The sequence below is a fragment of the Candidatus Polarisedimenticolia bacterium genome (assembly GCA_036004685.1).
Classification (GTDB): domain Bacteria; phylum Acidobacteriota; class Polarisedimenticolia; order Gp22-AA2; family AA152; genus DASYRE01.
Window position 1 is genome coordinate 34,929 of record DASYRE010000045.1, and the last position, 19,175, is coordinate 54,103.

Below are 19,175 nucleotides of genomic sequence, written 5' to 3' on the forward strand. Positions count from 1 at the left end.
GAAGCCAACCATTTCATCGAGTAGGTGCCCTTGAGTTTCCGGACATTATCTCAGTACAAACCACACCGGTGAGAGCGGTGCCGACTCTGCGCAAGGCCAGCCACGTGAAGAAGCAAATCCACGGGGAGGATGGCCGCTGGGTCCACGAGCCGAAGTCAGCCGCCGAGTCCCAGAATGAATCAGGATCCTCCGAGGGCGCAGTGCCGATTCTTTCTCTCCCCCGCGATTCTCAGGTCCGCGATCTCCACCTCCACCCCTTCGACCTGCCCGGCGAGGCGCACTTGCGGAAGAGGAAGATAGTTCGCGATATCAAATCTTCCCACGCACGCGCGCGGTCCTACAAAGCATATCCAATCGTAATCGCCGCTGTCCAATAGTTTCACAGTGCCGCTGCCTTCAACCAGTATCGCTTGGCAAGCGTGACGATTGGAAGGTGCCACCCTGCGTGGAAGCGCACCGCAATGCCTTTCTCCGCAGCGGAAGGGAGCGGGGCAGGTCCATTGGAGGCATGAGCCGTGGGGCTGGTCATTCGGGCCAGCGGGGACTCGACAGCTGGATCCGCCAGATGGGTCCCGTCGGGTAGAGAGGCCCTTCGAACCTCACGAATGCCGGCACGTCGTCCATGAGGATCCAGACATGCTCGTCCGGCGGCATGCGCCCCAGCACGGTAGCGAATAACTTGAGCCAAATCCCAAGCTGTGGCTTTAACACGTAGTGGACGGCGGTCTTGGCGAGATCGCCGACCAAGACCTTCTGCTCGCCGGCCGGTGCCACCGACAGCTGGATGAGCCGGGGCTCTGGCGTGAAGGCCACGAAATGGACGGTCTCGTGGGCACCCTTGGGGAGGTCCTTCATGACGCTGAGCATGAGGCCATTGTAGACGTCAGGCGGTAGTTCGAGCGTCCCCTGGAGCGCTGTTTCCTTGCCGTCCTTGTGGGCCTTTTTTTTCATGCTGTACTTGTGGGTGGCGCGCTCCATCGAGATCTCGACGTCTTCCGGGAATATGGGTCCGCGCTGCAACAAGTGATAGCTCTGCATGGTGTAGACGGTTTTCTGGGTGAAGGCCACCGACTCCTCGAGCACTGAGCCATCTTTGAAGCGGAACACCATCCGTTTCTCGGCCACCTCACCTCGAACAATCTGGAGGAGATCACCTTCCGCCACCAGCGTGCCGTCGATCGAGCGCAACGCGAGAAAGCCGTGAAGGGAGCCCTCGACGAAGCGCACTCGGACCGGGGCGGCCGTGAGCGTGCCCATTGCCGCCGCGACAACGAGCAGGCCGAGGCTTGCTACTTTCGCCAACCGCCTGCCGGCGACGCAGGAGTCGCCATGTCTCTTCCGCATGCCGCGCCGCGTGCGCGCCGTTACTGGCGAACAGCGTGAAATGACCATGCCTCTTTCCCCTCATTGCCCACCTTGCCAGACTCTCGGCCCCAGCAGGCGTCTGACAAGGTGGGAAGATTGACTGTTGATAGAATACCCCTACCAGAAGTTGAATCGCTGCTTATTCCTCCTGCATTTGTCCTAGTATTTTGCGCTACGGTCGGCGGGAATGCATGAAACCTGGCAAGATCATTGATGCGGGCATGGCCCCGTAAAGTGTGAGGAAATCTCCGCATCGGTTCCGGAAGGAATCGCGCCATTGCCTATAGAGGGAGGGGGTAAGGAAGGAATCGTTCGTCACGTGAAGCACCCCCTGGCCCGCGCCCGGGCCAGGGGGGGAAGAACCTACGACCTATCGGCGATGGTCAAGGACTCGTCTAGGGTGATGACGAGGTGGGTGCCTGCGGGGATCACCAGTTCCTTTCCCTTGGTGCCGGCGGCGATTCCAGTCCCAATCCCGCCTCCGAGGACGGCTCCCACTGCAGCGTCCTTGGTGCTCCCGCCCAGAATCTTCCCCAGCAGGGCCCCTCCGGCTGCGCTGCCTCCGATGATTCCGGCGGTCTTGCCGGTGGAACTCGCGACGCTGACGAGGGACGCGGACAGGGGAGTGCTATAGCCTTGGGGTGTCCTTACCTTGTTGAAGGAAAGAGCCATGGCGCCTCCCTTCTCCGATATCTTCAGCCCCTTCTTGGCGGGCGCCACGTCCGTCACCCGACCGTAAATGGTGCTGCCTTCCGGAATGGCGATTCGCCCCCCCGCCAGGACGGGAGTCGTCGTCGTAGCGCTTAGGGCATCTCCCGTCTGACTGGTCGCAGAACCGATGTCCCTAGAGAGGGTAACGTGAATCTCAGTCCCCTGAGGCACGGTGACCCGGACCACGTCGCGGGCGCGGGACCCGGAGGAGGGCGCAGAGTATGCTTGCTGGACGCCGGCTTCCTGGGAGGAAGGGGCCTGAGCGCAGGCCAACAGGCCGGCGACCAGGAAGATCGCCATGAGAAGTCCGATACGATTCTTGCCATTGAATTGGAAGCTCAATTTAACTCCTTCTACTTTGGTGACGTCGCGTGGTGGAAGCGACTCGTCTCGCGGGCAAAAAGCGCGGTTCCACCGGCGAGGCGATCGCCCCGATAAACGAGAGGAAAAGGGATTACGAGGTTGCTCGTCGCCCCTGAAAGAAATTGAGGAGCACGACGATGATGGCCAGCACCAGAAGGAGGTGAAGGAACCCTCCCATCGTATAGCTCGTCACCATCCCCAGCAGCCAGAGAACCCCCAGAATCACGGCAATTGTCCACAACATGTTGCTCTCCTTTCACTGATGCGTCTGATACCCGATTGGTTTTGAAGCCTGCCGCTCCGGTTGCACCGTGCCGATCGCAGCGGTTTATCGAACGACTCGGGGACTTACGCCTTGTCATTGACGCGCTTCACGCCATTGAAGTCCCGAGTGAATTTAGTGACAAGCTACTTCCATCCACCTGATTCGCGGCCTCGCGGAGTAGAGTGACCAGCTTTTTATGGGATTCCTTAGGCCACCGTCCCTGTCAGAGTCATCCGTGGGCCTCGATTCCGACGTCGCGGTCATTGATATAGCCAGATACCCATAGGGACTCTTGGTGGTGCTTCGATGCGACAGTCAATATCTGAGGCGCTCATGGGGTAAACGCTCCCAGAGTCACAGCGGTCGCAGCGAGAGTAAGACCCAGCGGGTGCATTGCCTTCATTCGACACGTTCCTTTCTTATGCGAATTGTCGAGATTCCCGCTCGCATAGACTATGCTGGCAACCGGTCGCTTGATATGGGGCATAACCCTACCCGCGATGTTGGCTGAAACTGTCCATGATGAGTGTGTGGCGTAAGGGCGCTTCGCTTCACGGCTGTGCGGTCCGTCGAGCAGCTGGACAGTGGGTAACGAATGATGCGTTGTCGCGCTACCGAGGAAGCACTCACCTAAGGCGCCAAAAATGCTCAAGCGCGCTGGCGAGAGTGAGAAGAAGCAACGGGGCGGTCCGATCCGTAAAAGGCGGCGGACCACTATCCCGAGTTACCACCAGGGGCGAGCCGCCGCTTCGGCACGTTGAGCATCAACTTCGCGGCTCCCACCCCGAGTTCGACCCGACGCGAAAGTGATTTCGCCGCTTCTTGAATTCCGCCCCACAGGGGATGAGAATGCCTCATCGGCTCCTAAGACCGCGAAGTTGACCCGGGAGCCGAAAGGCGTTCCGGTTCTCGCAGGCGCCACGGTCCTGCCGTCCTTCGACCGCTCTGTCCGATCGCGTAACGGGTGCGTCGAGGTCGGCTCCCTCGTAGGAGATGCCTCATGGTAGCCGTCACCGGGATTTTCAAATCACGCGCCGATGCGGAGGGCGCAGTCGAGCGCCTCAGGCGCATCGGTATCGAAGGGAAGCGTCAGCTCAACCTCCTGATGCCCGGCGCGACCGATCAGGAGATCGCCCAGATCCCCACCTCCGACGCCGAACAGCCGGGAATGGGGGCGGCGGTCGGCGGAGTCGTCGGCGGCGCGTCGGCCATGGCGATCGGTTCGGCGGCCACCAGCCTGCTGATCCCGGGTATCGGCCTCGTCGCCGCCGTGGGAATAGTGGCCTCGGGGCTGCTTGGCGCCTTCGCGGGTGCCGCGGCCGGGGGCGCGCTCGAAGACTCGATGACCGAGGGGCCTCCGAAAGATGAGGTTTTCCTCTACGAGGATGCCCTGCGGCAGGGAAGGACCGTCATCATCGCCCTCGCCAAGGACGACGAGCAGGCCGAGTCGGCGCGGCGTGCGCTCGCGGAATCGGGAGCCGAGAGCATCGACGCGGCGCGCCAAAGGTGGTGGATTGGGCTTCGCGACCTCGAGCACGAGCATTACACGGCTGACGGCAAGAACTTCGCGGACGCCGAGTCGGCCTACCGGCGGGGCTTCGAAGCTGCCCTGCATCCCGAGACTCGCGGCCGTTCCTACGAAGAGGCCAAAGAGCGCCTTCGCAGGATCCACCCCGGCGTGTGCGATGAAGAGCCCTTCCGCCGCGGCTACGAGCGTGGAAACGCCTACTTTAACAAGGTGTGGAAGAAATAAGCGATTTGGAGAGGAGGGCAGAAGCAGAAAACAAGAAGCGACCGACCCATTTCCTCTGTTTACCATGCTTTGATTGAATTTTACTTCAATCTCCGCGCAGCACCATTACAATGGGCCGGTCACTAAATCCAGCCTACTCCCGCTCACGCCGATCGGCAAATAAAAGCTCCCGGAAGAAGCGGCGGTGAGCCGGTCCTCGTCACGCGGCTTTCACTGCCTCGAGCTCCCCGCGCTTCCGTCGATACCGCGCGATACCGGCAGCCCGCGCCGCCGTCACGGGGCACGGGATCCGCGCGGACGAGCAAGACTGAGCGGGTCGCGGACCGATCGCCGTGAAGCAGGCGGTATAATCACCGACCGGCGGACCCTCAGACAACTCTTCGGACCTGGAACGCCCGAGCGCTGAGCCCAAGGACCCCTCATGCCGGAGCTGCCTGAAATCGAGACGATCCGCCGGGGGCTCATGCCGCTGCTGGCGGGGCGGAAGGTCCTGGAGGTCAGGGTGCGCGAGCGGCGCCTGCGCGAGCCGATTGCGGTGCGCGGCTTGGCGCGGCTGCGGGGCGCGACCGTCACCGGGATCCGCCGGCGCAGCAAGTACCTCCTGGTGGACACCGACTCGGGGCTGACCCTCCTGATCCACCTCGGGATGACGGGTCAGCTCTGGGTCGCCGACGGCGGGAGGCCGCAGCGGCCCCACGAGCACGTGGTGATCGCGCTCGACGACGGCCGCGAGCTGCGGTTCGCGGACGCCCGGCGCTTCGGCCTGCTGCGTCTCCTGAAGAGCGACCTCGCCCATCGCGATCCGCGGCTGAGAGGGCTCGGGCCCGAGCCCCTCAACGACTATCTCACGGGGGAGGCCCTCCACCGGGTCGCCCGGGGCCGGAAGAAGCCGATCAAGAATTTCTTGATGGACAACCGGGCGATAGCCGGGGTCGGCAACATCTACGCGTGCGAGGCCCTGTACCGTTGCGGCCTGAACCCGCGGCGGGCGGTGGGGAGGATCGGCCGCGCAGTCTGGGATCGCCTGCTGGCAGACCTGCGCGACGTTCTGAACGAATCGATCTCGGCGGGCGGCACGACGCTCCGGGATTTTCTGAACGCCGAGGGAGGCGTCGGCTATTTCGCGGTGTCGCTGCGCGTCTACGACCGGGCCGGCGAGCCCTGCCGGAGATGCGAGACCCCGATCCGCCGTATCGTCCAGGCCGGCCGCAGCACCTTCTACTGCCCCCGCTGCCAGCGCCGCTGAGCGTCCGGTGTATCCGGCGCGGCGTTCTCGCCAGGCAAGCCTTGTCTCCCTGAGTGCACTGGCGTCGCCAGCGCGTCGTATGGGATCTCGGATGCGCGCCTTCGGGAAGCTTCGTCCTGATACGATGGCCTCAGGGTTGTTCGGGGTTCCCAACCTGATCTCCCGATCGATCGCGATGGAGCGGCGGATCCGGCTCGCGGCACTTCGAGGCTTTTTCCTTCCGTTGGCTCGTCCATCGGGTTCTTGATGCGGGAAGCGCATTCGGCGCCCAGAGGCCTATAATGTGCGCAAGATGCCCCTCGCTCCCGGCGCACGATTGGGTCCCTATGAAATCCTCGCCCTAATTGGCGCGGGGGGAATGGGCGAGGTGTATCGTGCCCGCGATCCCCGTCTGGGCAGGGAAGTGGCCATCAAGGTACTGCCCGATGAGGTCTCTGCGGATCGGGAGCGGTTGAGCCGCTTCGAGCAGGAGGCCCGCGCAGCCTCGGCCTTGAATCATCCCAACATCCTGGCGATCTTCGACATCGGGACGCAGAGTGATGTCCCGTACGTGGTCTCGGAGCTGCTCGAGGGGGAGACGCTGCGGGATCGGCTCGCCGGCGCGCCCCTGCCGGCGCGCAAGGCCACCGACTACGCGATCCAGATCGCGGAAGGCCTCGCGGCGGCGCAGGAGAGGGGAATCGTTCATCGCGACTTGAAGCCCGAGAACCTCTTCGTGACGGCGGACGGCAGGATCAAGATCCTCGACTTCGGCTTGGCCAAGGTGACCCGGCCTGACGCCCCGGGAGTTCCGCGGCCGGAGGCTCCGACGATTGCGACGGAGACGAGGCCGGGTGTGGTGATGGGAACCCTCGGGTACATGTCGCCGGAGCAGGTACGGGGCCAGCCGGCCGACCCCCGCTCGGACATTTTCGCTTTCGGGGCGGTCCTGTATGAAATGCTGACGGGACACCGGGCGTTCCGGCGCGCCACCGCCGCTGACACTATGAGCGCGATTCTCAAGGAGGAGCCGGAGTTCGCTCCGGCCCACCCGGGCGTCCCCCCACCACTCGAGCACATCGTCCTGCGTTGTCTGGAAAAGAGCCCCAAGGAGCGCTTCCAGTCTGCCCGCGACCTGGCCTTTGCTCTCCGGCAAAGCTCGAGTGCTTCCGCCGCTCCCCAATCGGTCTCCTCGCCGGCGCCGCGATCCCGCTTGATTCTCTGGCTGGCGCTTGGGGGCCTCGTGGTTTTGCTGGCCACGCTCTTCGCGGTGAATGCGGGCCGGATCCGTGGGCGGCTCCCGGTGGCGAGCGGGCCGGCTCGAATCCGATCGCTCGCCGTGTTGCCACTGGAAAACCTCTCACGGGACCCGGAGCAGGAATACTTCGCCGATGGAATGACCGACGAGCTCATCGCCGACATCTCCCAGATCGGCGCGCTCCGCGTCATCTCGCGCACCTCGGTGATGGAGTACAAGGGCGCGAAGAAACCGTTGCCCGAGATCGCGCGGGCTCTGAACGTGGACGCGATGGTCGAGGGCTCGGTGCTGCGCTCCGGAGACCGGGTGCGAATCACGGCGCAGTTGATCGACGCGAAGAGCGATCGGCATCTCTGGGCGAAAAGCTACGAGCGCGACATGAAGGAGGTTCTGGCCCTGCAAAGCGAGGTGGCGCGCGCGATCGCCGGAGAGATTCGGGTCAAGATCACGCCGCAGGAGCAGGCGCGGCTCACGACCGCCCGTCCGATCGAGCCGGAAGCTCTCGAGGCGTATCTCCTGGGCCGCCATCACCTGGACGCCGGGAGCCCGGAGGGGTTGCCGAAGGCGCTTCGATACTTCCAGCTGGCGCTCGAGAAGGAGCCGCGCTACGCGCTCGCCTACACCGGGATCGCGGATTACTACAGCATCCTGTCCTTCTACAGCCGGCTGTCTCCCAAGGAGGCGTTCCCGCAAGCGAAGGCCGCGGTGATGAAGGCGTTGGAGATCGACGAGAATCTGGCGGAGGGGCACTCCTCCCTGGCCTACGTTCTGGCCTATTACGACTGGGACTGGAGCGGGGCGGAGAGGGAGTTCAAGCGCGCGCTCGAGTTGAATCCCAGCTATGCCTCGGGCCACCACTCTTACAGCAGATACCTCGCGGCCAGGGGCCGCCTGGAGGAAGCGACGACCGAGATCGAGCGCGCCCAGGAGCTGGATCCTCTCGCGCCGTGGCTCAAGGCAAACAAGGCGATGCTTGCGTACTTCGGCGGCGACTACGGCCAGGCCATCAAGGAGCTGAACGTCACGCTGGAGCTGAGCCCGGACTTCGCCGTCGCGATCTGGGGCCTCGGCCTGGCCTATGAGCAAGAGGGGAAGTACGAGGAGGCCCTGGCCGCCCTGCAAAAGACGACAACCCTCTCGCCCAGCCTGAACTTCAAGGCATCGCTGGGTCATGCGTACGGGGCTGCGGGGAAGAAGCGCGAAGCACGAGCGGTGCTCGATGCCTTGATGGAGCAAGCCAAGCAAAGGTACGTTCCGTCGTACTATTTCGCTTTGACGCATGCCGGACTGGGCGAGAAGGATCGAGCGTTTGAATGGCTCGAGAAGGCGTGTGCGGAGCGCTCGACCCTGCTGGCCTATCTCAAGATGGACCCGAGGCTCGCGGGTCTGCGCTCGGACCCGCGGTTTGGGGACCTGTTTGCGGCGCGTCGGCCTCTCGCCGTGAAATCCACGAGCCGGAGGACGATGGAAGCTAGGGGAGGAGGATCCGGAGTGCCACTCCTCGTTGATCGGGATCGAGATGTAAGCTTGCGGAGACCCTTTCCTCTCTTCCGAGAAAGGCGTCGTGCAGAAGCAGGGACGTGAAGTTGCCGACCGAAGCGCCGGCCAGAACGTCGGATGGATAGTGCCGGTCGCCTTCGACTCGCGCCCAGGCAGTCCCGGCCGCCATGGTGGTGAACAGCGCTCTCAGAGAGATCCGAGCCGTATCCGGCATATCGATGGCATCCAGGTTCCGAGAGCTCATGCCTGCGTAAGCGAAGGCTCGCGTGCTATGGCCTGAAGGGAAGCTGTGGTTGTCGGTCATGTCAGGCCGCTCCCGGCTAATGGACCGCTTGAGGAGGTTGGTCGCGCCCGAGGCCAGAAAGACCCCCGCCTCCTCCACAAGGAGACGTTTGATCCGGGACCACCAAGGATGATTCCCCCCGGGGACCGCAAGGGCGGTCCCCAACATTGCCAGGTCGGAAGCGGACCTTAGATCGTCGCTCGCCTTTTTCGCGCCGTTAACGGAGCCGAAGGCAGGCGTATTCTCGACCGCCCAGTCGGAAATCTTCTTGTCCCAGCCCCCCGCGGCCACGACCGCCGCTCCTGCCGCCGGCCCCCAGGTGGCCGGATCGCGAAGCGCATTCACCGTGGCCGCTCGCCACCGTGCTCCGGTCGGCCAGAAGCGAGGGGCTCCATCCGCTTCCTTGCGGATGGGGACCGTCGTGCATCCACAGAGAAGAAGCAGGAAGAAGGTGACGAGGAACGAACGGCAAACCGGCACGACGGGCCTACCAATCATGGGTCCAGACCAAGCCGGCTCCCTCTCCGGCCGGATCGAAGAAAGGTCGGAGCGTGGAGGTGACTGGGCCGGACTCGTGTTCATGTTCCAGGACCATTCTACCTACACTGTTCCCAAGTAGCGCGCCCACGATCACGTCGCTCGGAAAGTGCCGGCCCAGAGCCACGCGCGAGGCGCCGATCAGGCCGGCGGTGCCATAGGCGATCCAGGAGACCCATTTGTGGTCCCGGTAGACCTGGGCGAAGACGGTGGCGACGGTGAAAGCGCAGGTAGCGTGGCCGGAGGGAAAAGATCCCACGGTATCTCCCGACCGGGGGTGGTAGTTGAAGAACTTGCCCCGGGTGTCACCCGCCGGGCGTGTGCGCGCCGTCACGGTCTTCAGGGCGGAGCTCCAGAGGCCGGCGGTAAGCAGGGCTTCGGCGGAGAGACTCGAAGCTTCCGCGAGGCGGTCGTTGTGGCTCCACCGGCCGATGAGATAGCCCGTGCCGACAAGCGCTGCCCCGGGAACCGCATCTCCAAGAAAGGAGAATCCCCGCGCCAACCCCCCTCCCCGCTCTCGATTCTCGTTCTGGACGTAGGTCTGCACGTCCAAGTCCGTTCCCTCTCGATGACCCTGGCTAGAGGTCGACGCCAGGGAGACTCCCGCCAGAATGGGGAGCGTGAACCCCTCCCGGCGGAGCTCCGAAGGCCACCAGGTGGTGAGCAAGAACCTCTGGTCTCGGAAGAAGCGGCCGAAGAGGTTCTGGCGCCAGTAGGGACGATCGGTCAAGGCGGAGACTTCCTTCTCCTCCGTCGGATCGGAGTCGGCAGGGGGCGCAAGGGACTCGGAGGACTCCGTTGGAGAGACGAGAGGCGCATCGACAGGGCGGGCCTCATCGGAGGGGGTTTCCTCCTGGGCGGCCGCGACGGAGAAGCCGAGGAGGGCAAGGAGAACGGCGACCCGGAGACAAGGGGCTTTGCCCGACATAGTGCCGAATTGAACGCCGGGCGCTGATGGACGCGGGCTCGGTTGGTTCGCGGCCCGATGGCCATCGAACGCCGGCCCGCATCCCCAGAGTGTCGAGGCGTTTGGTGAATGCAGGGGTGCGCCGATCAGGGTATGGGAAGGTTGGCGCACCGGCTGTCGAAATTGCACTTGACGAGCTGGACGACCTCTCCCGTGTTTTCCACTTCGAGGATGGTGCCGATCCCCCGAGCGTAATACTTTCGCGCGAACAGCCCGGGCTCCAGTAGGGAGTAGTTCTTCGTGACGACGCAGTTCCCGGCACAGAACCGCTGCGCCAGTGCCCCAGGGACACCCTCGTCGAGCTCCGGGTCGTGACCGTAGGAGTACGTCGTGGACAAGATTTCGGTCACGTCCTCGGCGTTGCCCAGTGAAAATTCTTCGAGGTAGCCATCGCCCACCTTCGGCGAAGCCAGGGCGATGATGCCCGGCTTGTCGCCGTCGCGGCCTGCCTTGAAGGAGCCATCGATGTTGTCGAGCTCCGGTCTCATCGGCTTGTCGCCCTTGAAGGTCTCGTAATCCTTGGTCTCCTCGCCGAAGTACCAGACGCTGCCATCCTTGCCGGGAACGTACCAGTCATCCGTGGCCTCAAGGAGGAAACCACCCTCGAAGACCAGATCCCGGAATACGATGCAGTCTACGCCGGCGATCCGCTTCGTCTCGTTCACGACATCCACGGTGTTCACCTGCGTGGCGCTGCGGTACTCCCAGTGCTTCCCGACCCCCAGGGGGAAATACGGATTCGGCTTCGATGGACTCTTGGGGTTGTCGAAGCGGGCCGGTTTGAAATCGGGATCGTACTGACCTTCCCCGAGCACCCCGCAAGCGGCAAGACGGGTCTCATGTTGGCCCATGCAAAGCAGGGTTGCCTCATCCTGGGAGTCCGCCAGGTCGTCGAGGCAGGTCTTTTGCGCATTCAAGTTGATTATATTGAGGCAGATGGCTTTCCCGACGGCCCCATCGTCCGCGACGCTCGCCTTGCAGGCATCGAGCAGCAAGTCCGCCGTCTCCGTGCAGTAGCCTCCGCTCTGGGCGACACTCCTTCCGGTGAATGCGCCACCAAGGACGACCACGAGGACGAGCCCCAGGTGTACGAGAATGCGTCTCTTGCTCATCATTTCTCCTGTCGAGTTTGACGCCCTCTGGATTGCCTAACGTGACGTGCGAGACCTCACATTGGTTAGAGGCTCGTTCTCCTTCCAACCCTTCGCCACCACAGACATTTTTCTGCGCATCGACCCGCACGGGCAGTAGGCTCGACTCCTTCGATCCACAGTCTCGGCGAGCGATGTTCCCACCCGGCAAGCCCTCCACCGAAATTGAGTCCGCCGTTTTTGACCAGCTGAAGCCTCGCGAGGTGAGAGTTTTTTTCGCAACGTGCTCGACGTGGCGGCTCGGCGATCACTCCGTCGTGTGGCGACAGGAGCCCCGCTGGCAGCCTATAATCCTCGAACTCTGGGGGTCGTCATGATGCCGAGGATTCGAGGTGTGCTCGTCAGCCTGGCGCTGGCGCTCGCTGCGCAGTCTGCCGCCGGCAGCCTCGCCGAGCAGATTCCCGAGGCGATGTATCAAGGATTGCGCTGGCGGATGATCGGACCGTTCCGCGGCGGACGCAACCGGGCGGTCGCCGGAGTTGCGAGCCAGCCCGGCGTCTTCTACACGGGCGCGGTGAACGGCGGCGTGTGGAAGACCGACGACTTCGGCCACACCTGGCGGCCGATCTTCGACGCCCAGCCGACCCAGTCCATCGGCGACATCGCGGTCGCGCCTTCCAACCCGGACGTCGTCTACGTCGCCTCGGGAGAAGGGCTGCGCCGCCCCGATCTGTCGGTCGGCAACGGCATCTATCGATCGAGCGACGCCGGATTGACCTGGACCCATCTCAAGGCCTTGCGCGACGGCCAGCAGATTCCGCAGCTGGCGATCGACCCGCACGATCCCGACCGGGTCTTCGCGGCCGTCCTCGGGCATCCCTTCGGACCCAGCGAGGAGCGCGGCATCTTTCGCTCGACCGATGGCGGCCGGAGCTGGACCAAGGTGCTGTACGTTGACGCGAACACCGGCGGGTACGACGTCGCCATCGATCCGTCCCGCCCCCGCATCGTGTACGCCACGCTTTTCGAATCGCGCCTCGCGCCCTGGGAGGACGGCAACGTCTACGGCGCCCGAGGAGGGGTCTTCAAATCGTCCGACGGGGGCAACACGTGGCGCCGCCTGACCCGCGGACTCCCCGAGAATCTCCTGCAGGCCAACATCGCGATCGCCCGCAGCCGGCCGAAGCGCCTCTATCTCACCTTCTCGACGACGGTGCCGACCCAGTACGCCACCAACAAGGGGATGGGTTTCTACCGCTCGGACGACCGCGGTGAGACCTGGTCCAAGGCGACCGACGATCCGCGCTCGGCGATGAAGATCGGCGGCGGCGATCTGCCCATCGCCGAGGCCGATCCGACCGACCCCGACGTGGTGTACAGCTGCGGCATCATCCTGGGGAAATCCACCGACGGCGGCAAGACGTGGTCGAGCTTCAAGGGCGCGCCGGGCGGCGACGACTATCAGAACCTCTGGATCAACCCGGGCAACCACGACATCATGCTGGCCGCCTCCGATCAGGGCACGGCGGTCACGGTCAACGGCGGCCGGACGTGGAGCTCGTGGTACAACCAGCCGACCGCGCAGCTGTACCACGTGATCACCACGCGCGAGTGGCCGTACAAAGTCTGTGGCGGCCAGCAGGAGAGCGGCTCTGTCTGCATCGCGAGCCGGGGCAACGACGGAGCCATCTCGAACCGCGATTGGCATCCGGTGAACGTGATCGAGTACGGCTACGTCGCGCCCGATCCGCGGAACCCCGACATCATCTTCGGCGCCGGCCGCACGGTCGTCTCCCGGTACGACTGGAAGACCGGGCAGACCCGGAACATCACGCCGCTTCCGGTCCGGGGCGAGTACCGCGCCGAGCGCACCGAGCCCCTGGTCTTCTCGCCGATCGACCAGCGCACGCTCTACTACGCGACCAACGTCCTGTTCCGGACGACCGACTACGGCGAAACTTGGCAGGCTATTTCGCCCGATCTGGCGCATCCGAGCCCCGGCATTCCGCCCGGCGTCGGCCGCATGGCCGACAGCGACAAGGCCGCCCCCAAGAAGCGCGGCGCGATCTACGCGGTCGCGCCGTCGTTCAAGGCCATCACCACCCTTTGGGCGGGGACCGACGACGGCCGCATGTGGATCACGCGCGACGGCGGGCTGAGCTGGAAGGACATTACCCCGCCGGGGGTGAAGCCGTGGCACAAAGTCACCCAAATCGAGGCCTCCCACTACGACGACCGCACCGCGTACGTCTCGGTCAGCGGCCTGCGCGTCGACGATCCCGCCCCGTACGTCTACCGCACCGGTGACGGCGGGCGCAGCTGGCGGCTCATCGTTGCGGGTCTCGACTCCTCGCCGGTGAACGCGGTCCGCGAGGATCCCGTCCGGAAAGGGCTGCTGTTCGCCGCCACCGAGACCGGCGTATGGGTCTCGTTCGACGACGGCGGCGGATGGCAGCCGCTGCAGCTCAATTTGCCGCACAGCTCGATGCGCGATCTATGGATCCACGACCAGGACCTGATCGTCGCCACCCACGGGCGCTCGTTTTGGATCCTCGACGACATCTCGCCGCTGCGCCAGGCGCGGGCCGCCGCGGCGGGCGCCGACCTGCTGTTCACGCCGGCGGTGGCGATTCGCGCCCCGCAGTCGACCTACGCCGAGACCCCGATTCCGCCCGACGAGCCGCAGGCGCAGAACCCGCCGAGCGGCGCGGTGATCGACTACTACCTCGGCCGGCCGGCGCCCGGTCGCCTGACCATCGAGATTCTCGACGCGGCCGGCAGCGTGCTTCGCGCCTTCGCGAGCGACGATCCGCCGGAGCTCACGCCCGAGGAGCTGCGAGAGCAGATGATCCCTCCCTCCTGGGTGCGCCTGCCCCGGAACCCCGAGACCTCGGCCGGCATGCACCGCTTCGTGTGGGACCTGCATCACGAAAGGCCGGTGTCGGTCACGCACGAGTATCCGATCACGGCGGTGCCGCACGATACGCCCCGCCATCCGCTCGGGCCGCCGGCCGTGCCGGGCCGGTATACCGTGCGGCTCACGACCGCCGGCCAATCGCACACGGCGCCCCTGATCGTGAAACTCGATCCACGCGTGAAGACCTCGCAATCCGGGCTGCAGGAGATGTTCGCCCTGCAGAAGAGGCTGGCGGGCTTCGTGGAGCGCAGCTCGCGGGCGGTCTTGCAGGCGGTGTCGCTGCAGGAGCAGGCGGCCGCGCTCGAGCCGGCGGCCGCCCTGGCCGAGGCGCTCAAGACGTTCACCGCGCGGGTGTCGGCCGCGCTCGAAGGGCCGGAAGACCCCGCGGCGGGCGCGGCGAAGCCGAGCGGGCTGAAAAACGTGAACGACGACGCCTACTCGGTCTACGGCATCGTCGGTCAGGCCGACGCGGCGCCGACCTCCGCCCAGCGCGCCGCGGCGGCGAAGATCGAGCGCGACCTCGCGCCGGCCATCGCCGCGTGGGAGAGGATCGTGAAGATCGATCTCCCGGCGCTCAATTCCAGTTTGCGGCGGGCCGGGTTGCGGGCGCTCGATCCGGCGCGGCCTCCGCGGAGCGGTGAGAGCCAGGGGAACCAGGAGTAGCTCGTCTCCTTCCCAGCGGATGTCGGAGAGCCCTCATGATTCGTAGGATCGTCGTGCTCGGCGCCGTCGCCTTCGGCAGCATCGCGGCGGCTCTCGCCATGGAAGGGAGGGTTCTCCTTCCCGACGGGCGGCCGGCAGCCGGCGCGACGGTTTCCATCGCCGGCCTTCCCGGCTCGGTCGGGACCGACGGGGAGGGACGCTTTCAGTGGCACCCGGATCCCGCGGCCCCGTTCGATCTGCTCGTCGTCCTTTCAGGCGGGCAATACACCGCTCCGGTGCGGGTGGAGAGGCAGCCGGGCGGGGAACCGCTGCTCGTGCGGGTCATTCCCCTGATCTCGGAATTCACCACGGTGACCGCGACCCGGATTCCCGGGAAGGTCGAGGAGGCGCCCGCTTCCGTCACGGTGATCCCGGGGGACGAGCTGGGGCGCCGGGGAGCGCGCGACCTGAAAAGCGCCCTGGCGCTGGCGGCCGGCGTGGACGTCGCGCCGGGGGGTGACGGAGGACCCGCCGCCTCGGTGCCGGAGCTTTGGGGGCTGAAAGAGTTCGACGCGTTCCTCCTGGTGGTGGACGGAGTTCCCTGGGGCGGCGCCTTCAACCCTTCCCTCGAGACCCTGAGTCTCATCGACGTGGACCGGATCGAAGTGCTCCGCGGACCCGCGCCCGTCACCTACGGCGCGACCTCGTTCGTGGGAGTCATCCAGGTGGTGCGCCGGGAGCCGCGGGAAGGGGAGAAGAGCGCGCAGGCCGCGGGAGGGAGCTATGACACCTGCTCCGCCCAGTGGCTCTCCTCGCTTCCCCGGTGGGCGCGGTTCCAGTCCTCCCTGAGCGTCGATGTCGGTCGGAGGAATTTCAGGGACGATCGGACCGGCTTCGAGCGGGCGCATCTTCTGTGGCGCAACCGCCGGGCGGCGGGGAGCGGCCTGATCCGCTTCGATCTGGACGCCACCTGGCAACGCCAGGATCCCGCCAGCCCCGTCCCCCGGGTCGGGACCACGCTCTCGCCGGACGTTCCCCTGGACTCGAACCAGAACCCCGCGGGGGCCTTTCTCGATCAGGGCCGGTTCGCGCTGAACGCCGGCTACGAGCGCGGCGCCCTCGCCGGAAAGTGGCAGACCACGCTGTCGGTCACCCGCGCCGGGCAGAGGGTCCTGCGGGGATTCCTCATCGACGTCTCCACAACCGACCCGAACGCCCACGGTTTCAGGGAGACGATTCCCACGATCGACGTCTATTTCGACACCCATTGGGAGTTCTCGCCCTCGTCCCGGGTGGAGCTGGTCACCGGAGTCGACAATCTCTACGGCGAGGGGAACGCCCGCGGCGGAGACTTCGACTATTTCGTGAACCTCGACGGCAGCGGCGCCCCCTCCGGGAGCGATCTCCCGAGCCAAGCGGCGATCCGGATCGGCGATCGCCGGGATTTCGCGGGCCTCTATGGTCAGGTCCGATGGGAGCCGGCGGAGCGCTGGCGCCTGGAGACGGGCGTCCGCCTTAGCCGCACCACCGAGTATCGCCGGACGAAAACGGTGGATTTCGCGAGCGGCACCACCGTATCCGGACAGGACGGCCGGAATCTGTGGCGGGGGAGCGGCTTCGCGGCGGTCACCTGGACGGCGTGGGAAAGGGATCTGGATTCGCTCCATGCCTACGTCGACTACCGCAACACCTTCAAGCCTGCCGCCGTGGACTTCGGCCTCGACTCGGAGCCGGAAATCCTGGCGCCGGAGACCGCGGAGAGTTACGAGGCGGGCTTGAAGAGCCGGCTGCTCGCCGGGAGGCTGGCGGTCGACTTCAGCGCCTTCGAGATGGACTTTCGAAACCTCCTGGTTTCTCAGAGCGCCGGCGGAACCCCCGTCCTGGTCAACGCCGGAGCGACCCGCTTCCGCGGCCTCGAGCTGGAGACAGCGTGGAGACTCCACCCCAACCTGACGTGGCGCCTCGGGACCAGTCTCCACGACGCCCGGTTCCGCGACTTCGTCACCGAGTTCGGCGGCGCGCCGGCGCAGCTGGCGGGGAACCGCCTGGAGATGTCGGCCCGGAACATGGCCTCCACCGGGCTGATCTACTCGCGGGACCGCGGGTGGCAGGGGCATCTCGAGGTGAACTGGGTGGGGAGCCGCTTCCTCAACAAACGCAACACCGCCCGCGCTCCGGCTTATGCGACCTGGGGAGGCGGCGTGGGCTATCGCCGCGGCGTGATGGAGATCCGGCTGGACGGGTGGAATCTCAACGATCAGCGCCCCCCGGTCGCCGAGAGCGAGCTGGGAGACGCCCAGTACTATCTGCTGCCGGCGCGCCGCCTCGAGATGACGCTGCTCTGGACGTTCGGATCCTGATCCCTCCGCCGCGCCCGTGAATCGCCCGCGAAGCCTCGCGATCTCCATCCTTCGCTCTTTCCGGTCCCCTCGGATCGCCGCGGGATCCGCAGATACTCGACCGTCCGGCTGGCGGCGAACGGCCTGGAAGTACAAAGCCATCAGGTCGTCGCATTCAGTGCGCCTCTGTTGCGGAACCTCCGGATTCCTCCCGGCGAAATCAAAACGCCGAAGTGGAACGGAATGGTAATCAGGCGCCTCGGCTCGTCACGATGTCGTATGAGGCCGCCTTGGTCATCGGCATGCCGGAGACGCTCATGAATTGACGCGCCGGCTTGGCCCCTGGAGAATCCTGCATCAGCGCTCCACATTCGATTCGCCCGCCACGAAATGAGTTCTTCTCGAATCCCATAAGCTCGCTCCCAGTACGTTTTCGTCTTCGGACGGCGGTGGAACGTTCCGTGCAAGGCTTCGTCGGAGCCATTTTCTCGAGGGCTCCGGCCGTGGAAAACCCCGGGAGGAAGCCATGTCCAGGAATCTCGTCATCTGCTGCGATGGAACGAACCGCGAATTCGGCTCGCACAACACCAACGTCATCCGCCTCATCCAGTGCCTGGATCGCGGCAAGCCGGAAAGGCAGGCGCTGTTCTACGATCCCGGCCTTGGAACCCTCCCGGAGCCGGGCATGGCGACCTGGATCGGGAAAGGACTGTCGAGGGCCTTCGGGCTGGCGTTCGGAGCCGGCTTGGGCGGCAACGTCGGCGAGGCCTATACCTTCTTGAAAGATTTCTGGCAGCCGGGTGACCGGGTGTTTCTCTTCGGCTTCAGCCGGGGAGCCTATACGGCCCGGGTGCTCGCCGGCATGCTTCACGTGCTGGGGCTCCTGCCGCGGGGCAGCGACAACCTGATTCCCTACGTCTGGAGACTCTTCAAGTCGATCCGCAAGGAGGGCGCGCAGAAATACTGGAATCTGTGCGACGAATTCCGGTGGACCTTCGCGCGGCCCATGGCCGAAGGAGACGCCAAGCGGCACTTCCAGGTTCATTTCATGGGTCTCTGGGACACCGTCTCGTCGATCGGCTGGATCTGGGAGCCGGTGTCGTTTCCCTTCACCGCCACAAATCCGAGCGTCGGAGTCATTCGTCACGCCGTTTCGATCGACGAGCGGCGCTCCTTCTTTCGCCAGAACCTCTTCCATCCGGCGGAGGGTCAGGATCTGCGGGAGGTCTGGTTCGCCGGCGTCCACGGCGACGTCGGAGGGGGCTATCCGGAGAAGGATGGCGGGCTGTGGAGGTATCCTTTCGAATGGATTCTCGACGAAGCCGAAGCCGCCGGCCTTCTCGTCGATCCGCAGCGTCGCCAGGAAGTGGCGCATCGGACCGAGCCGTTCGCGCGGGCCTGGGTGGATCCCAAGCACGAGTCCCTGACGCCGGCCTGGTGGCCGGCGGAGTTCGTTCCCAAGCTCCGAAGCAAGCCCGGCTCCTCGCTCCTGCGGCCGACGCTCGGCCTGGGCCGCCGGCGGCTCCTCAAGGAGGGCTCGCTGATTCACGGATCCGCGTTGATGCGCCTTCGCAAGGGCATCGATGCCCCTCCCAACCTCTCCGGCTCATTCGTCGCGAGGGTCCGCGCGCTGTCCTCGGTGCCTGAAGTGCTGCCGTATGATTCGCAGGAGCTTCCGGCCAGCCCCTGGCCGACCCGGCGCGAAGAGCTGCCGGCCGCGGATCGAAACGCCCGGTGAGCGATCCGCCCGCCGGCTCCCTCCGCGTGACACATCTTCCCGGCGCCATGGCGTTGTTCAGGGCGCCAAGAATCACTGTTCCTAGTGTCGCGTCTCAAAAATCATGTTACATTCGGCCCCCGATCCATCCCGGCTCGCCGCGTTGCGCCTCGCTTGCGTACCGCCTTGGGTACGCGACGCTCTGGCGCGCCTTGCGATCCGGGCGCCTCGGCGACCTCGGT

At 65.4% G+C, this 19,175-nt stretch carries 12 protein-coding genes; 6 read left to right on the forward strand and 6 right to left on the reverse strand.

From position 1 onward, the window contains the following. Positions 1-179: 179 nt before the first annotated feature. The 4 genes from VGR67_12125 to VGR67_12140 form a co-directional block, all read right to left on the reverse strand. The gene (locus VGR67_12125; GenBank protein ID HEV8337156.1) at positions 180-323 is read right to left on the reverse strand and encodes a hypothetical protein; all 144 of its coding nucleotides are present in this window, start codon (positions 321-323) and stop codon (positions 180-182) included. A gap of 202 nt (positions 324-525) precedes the next feature. Next, entirely contained in the window at positions 526-1,392 is an 867-nt protein-coding gene (locus VGR67_12130) for a hypothetical protein (GenBank protein HEV8337157.1), read from the reverse strand. Between the two features lie 336 nt (positions 1,393-1,728). Further along, positions 1,729-2,418, reverse strand: coding sequence for a hypothetical protein (locus tag VGR67_12135; GenBank protein ID HEV8337158.1), 690 nt, complete (start codon positions 2,416-2,418; stop codon positions 1,729-1,731). Positions 2,419-2,530: 112 nt separating this feature from the next. Beyond that, the gene (locus tag VGR67_12140) at positions 2,531-2,683 is read right to left on the reverse strand and encodes a lmo0937 family membrane protein (protein HEV8337159.1); all 153 of its coding nucleotides are present in this window, start codon (positions 2,681-2,683) and stop codon (positions 2,531-2,533) included. 1,021 nt (positions 2,684-3,704) lie between these two features. Here VGR67_12140 and VGR67_12145 point away from each other — a divergent pair. The 3 genes from VGR67_12145 (at position 3,705) to VGR67_12155 (ending at position 8,524) form a co-directional block, all read left to right on the forward strand. After that, positions 3,705-4,457: a hypothetical protein gene (locus VGR67_12145; protein ID HEV8337160.1), complete on the forward strand. Its 753-nt coding sequence runs from the start codon at positions 3,705-3,707 to the stop codon at positions 4,455-4,457. Between the two features lie 421 nt (positions 4,458-4,878). Beyond that, entirely contained in the window at positions 4,879-5,703 is an 825-nt protein-coding gene (gene mutM / locus VGR67_12150; protein HEV8337161.1) for a bifunctional DNA-formamidopyrimidine glycosylase/DNA-(apurinic or apyrimidinic site) lyase, read from the forward strand. A 292-nt stretch (positions 5,704-5,995) separates the two neighbouring features. Then, on the forward strand, positions 5,996-8,524 hold the full coding sequence (locus tag VGR67_12155; GenBank protein ID HEV8337162.1) for a protein kinase: 2,529 nt from the start codon (positions 5,996-5,998) through the stop codon (positions 8,522-8,524). 686 nt (positions 8,525-9,210) lie between these two features. On the opposite strand, the gene VGR67_12160 is transcribed toward VGR67_12155, so the two are convergent. Next, positions 9,211-9,990, reverse strand: coding sequence for a phosphatase PAP2 family protein (locus tag VGR67_12160; protein ID HEV8337163.1), 780 nt, complete (start codon positions 9,988-9,990; stop codon positions 9,211-9,213). A gap of 323 nt (positions 9,991-10,313) precedes the next feature. Beyond that, positions 10,314-11,339, reverse strand: coding sequence for a hypothetical protein (locus VGR67_12165; protein HEV8337164.1), 1,026 nt, complete (start codon positions 11,337-11,339; stop codon positions 10,314-10,316). 352 nt (positions 11,340-11,691) lie between these two features. Between VGR67_12165 and VGR67_12170 the strand changes: the two genes are divergently transcribed. From VGR67_12170 to VGR67_12180, 3 genes are all read left to right on the forward strand, one after another. Beyond that, complete coding sequence (locus VGR67_12170; protein HEV8337165.1) at positions 11,692-14,898, forward strand: glycoside hydrolase; 3,207 nt, start codon at positions 11,692-11,694, stop codon at positions 14,896-14,898. Between the two features lie 35 nt (positions 14,899-14,933). Next, complete coding sequence (locus VGR67_12175; protein HEV8337166.1) at positions 14,934-17,237, forward strand: TonB-dependent receptor; 2,304 nt, start codon at positions 14,934-14,936, stop codon at positions 17,235-17,237. Between the two features lie 505 nt (positions 17,238-17,742). Further along, entirely contained in the window at positions 17,743-18,954 is a 1,212-nt protein-coding gene (locus VGR67_12180) for a DUF2235 domain-containing protein (protein ID HEV8337167.1), read from the forward strand. Positions 18,955-19,175 lie beyond the last annotated feature (221 nt).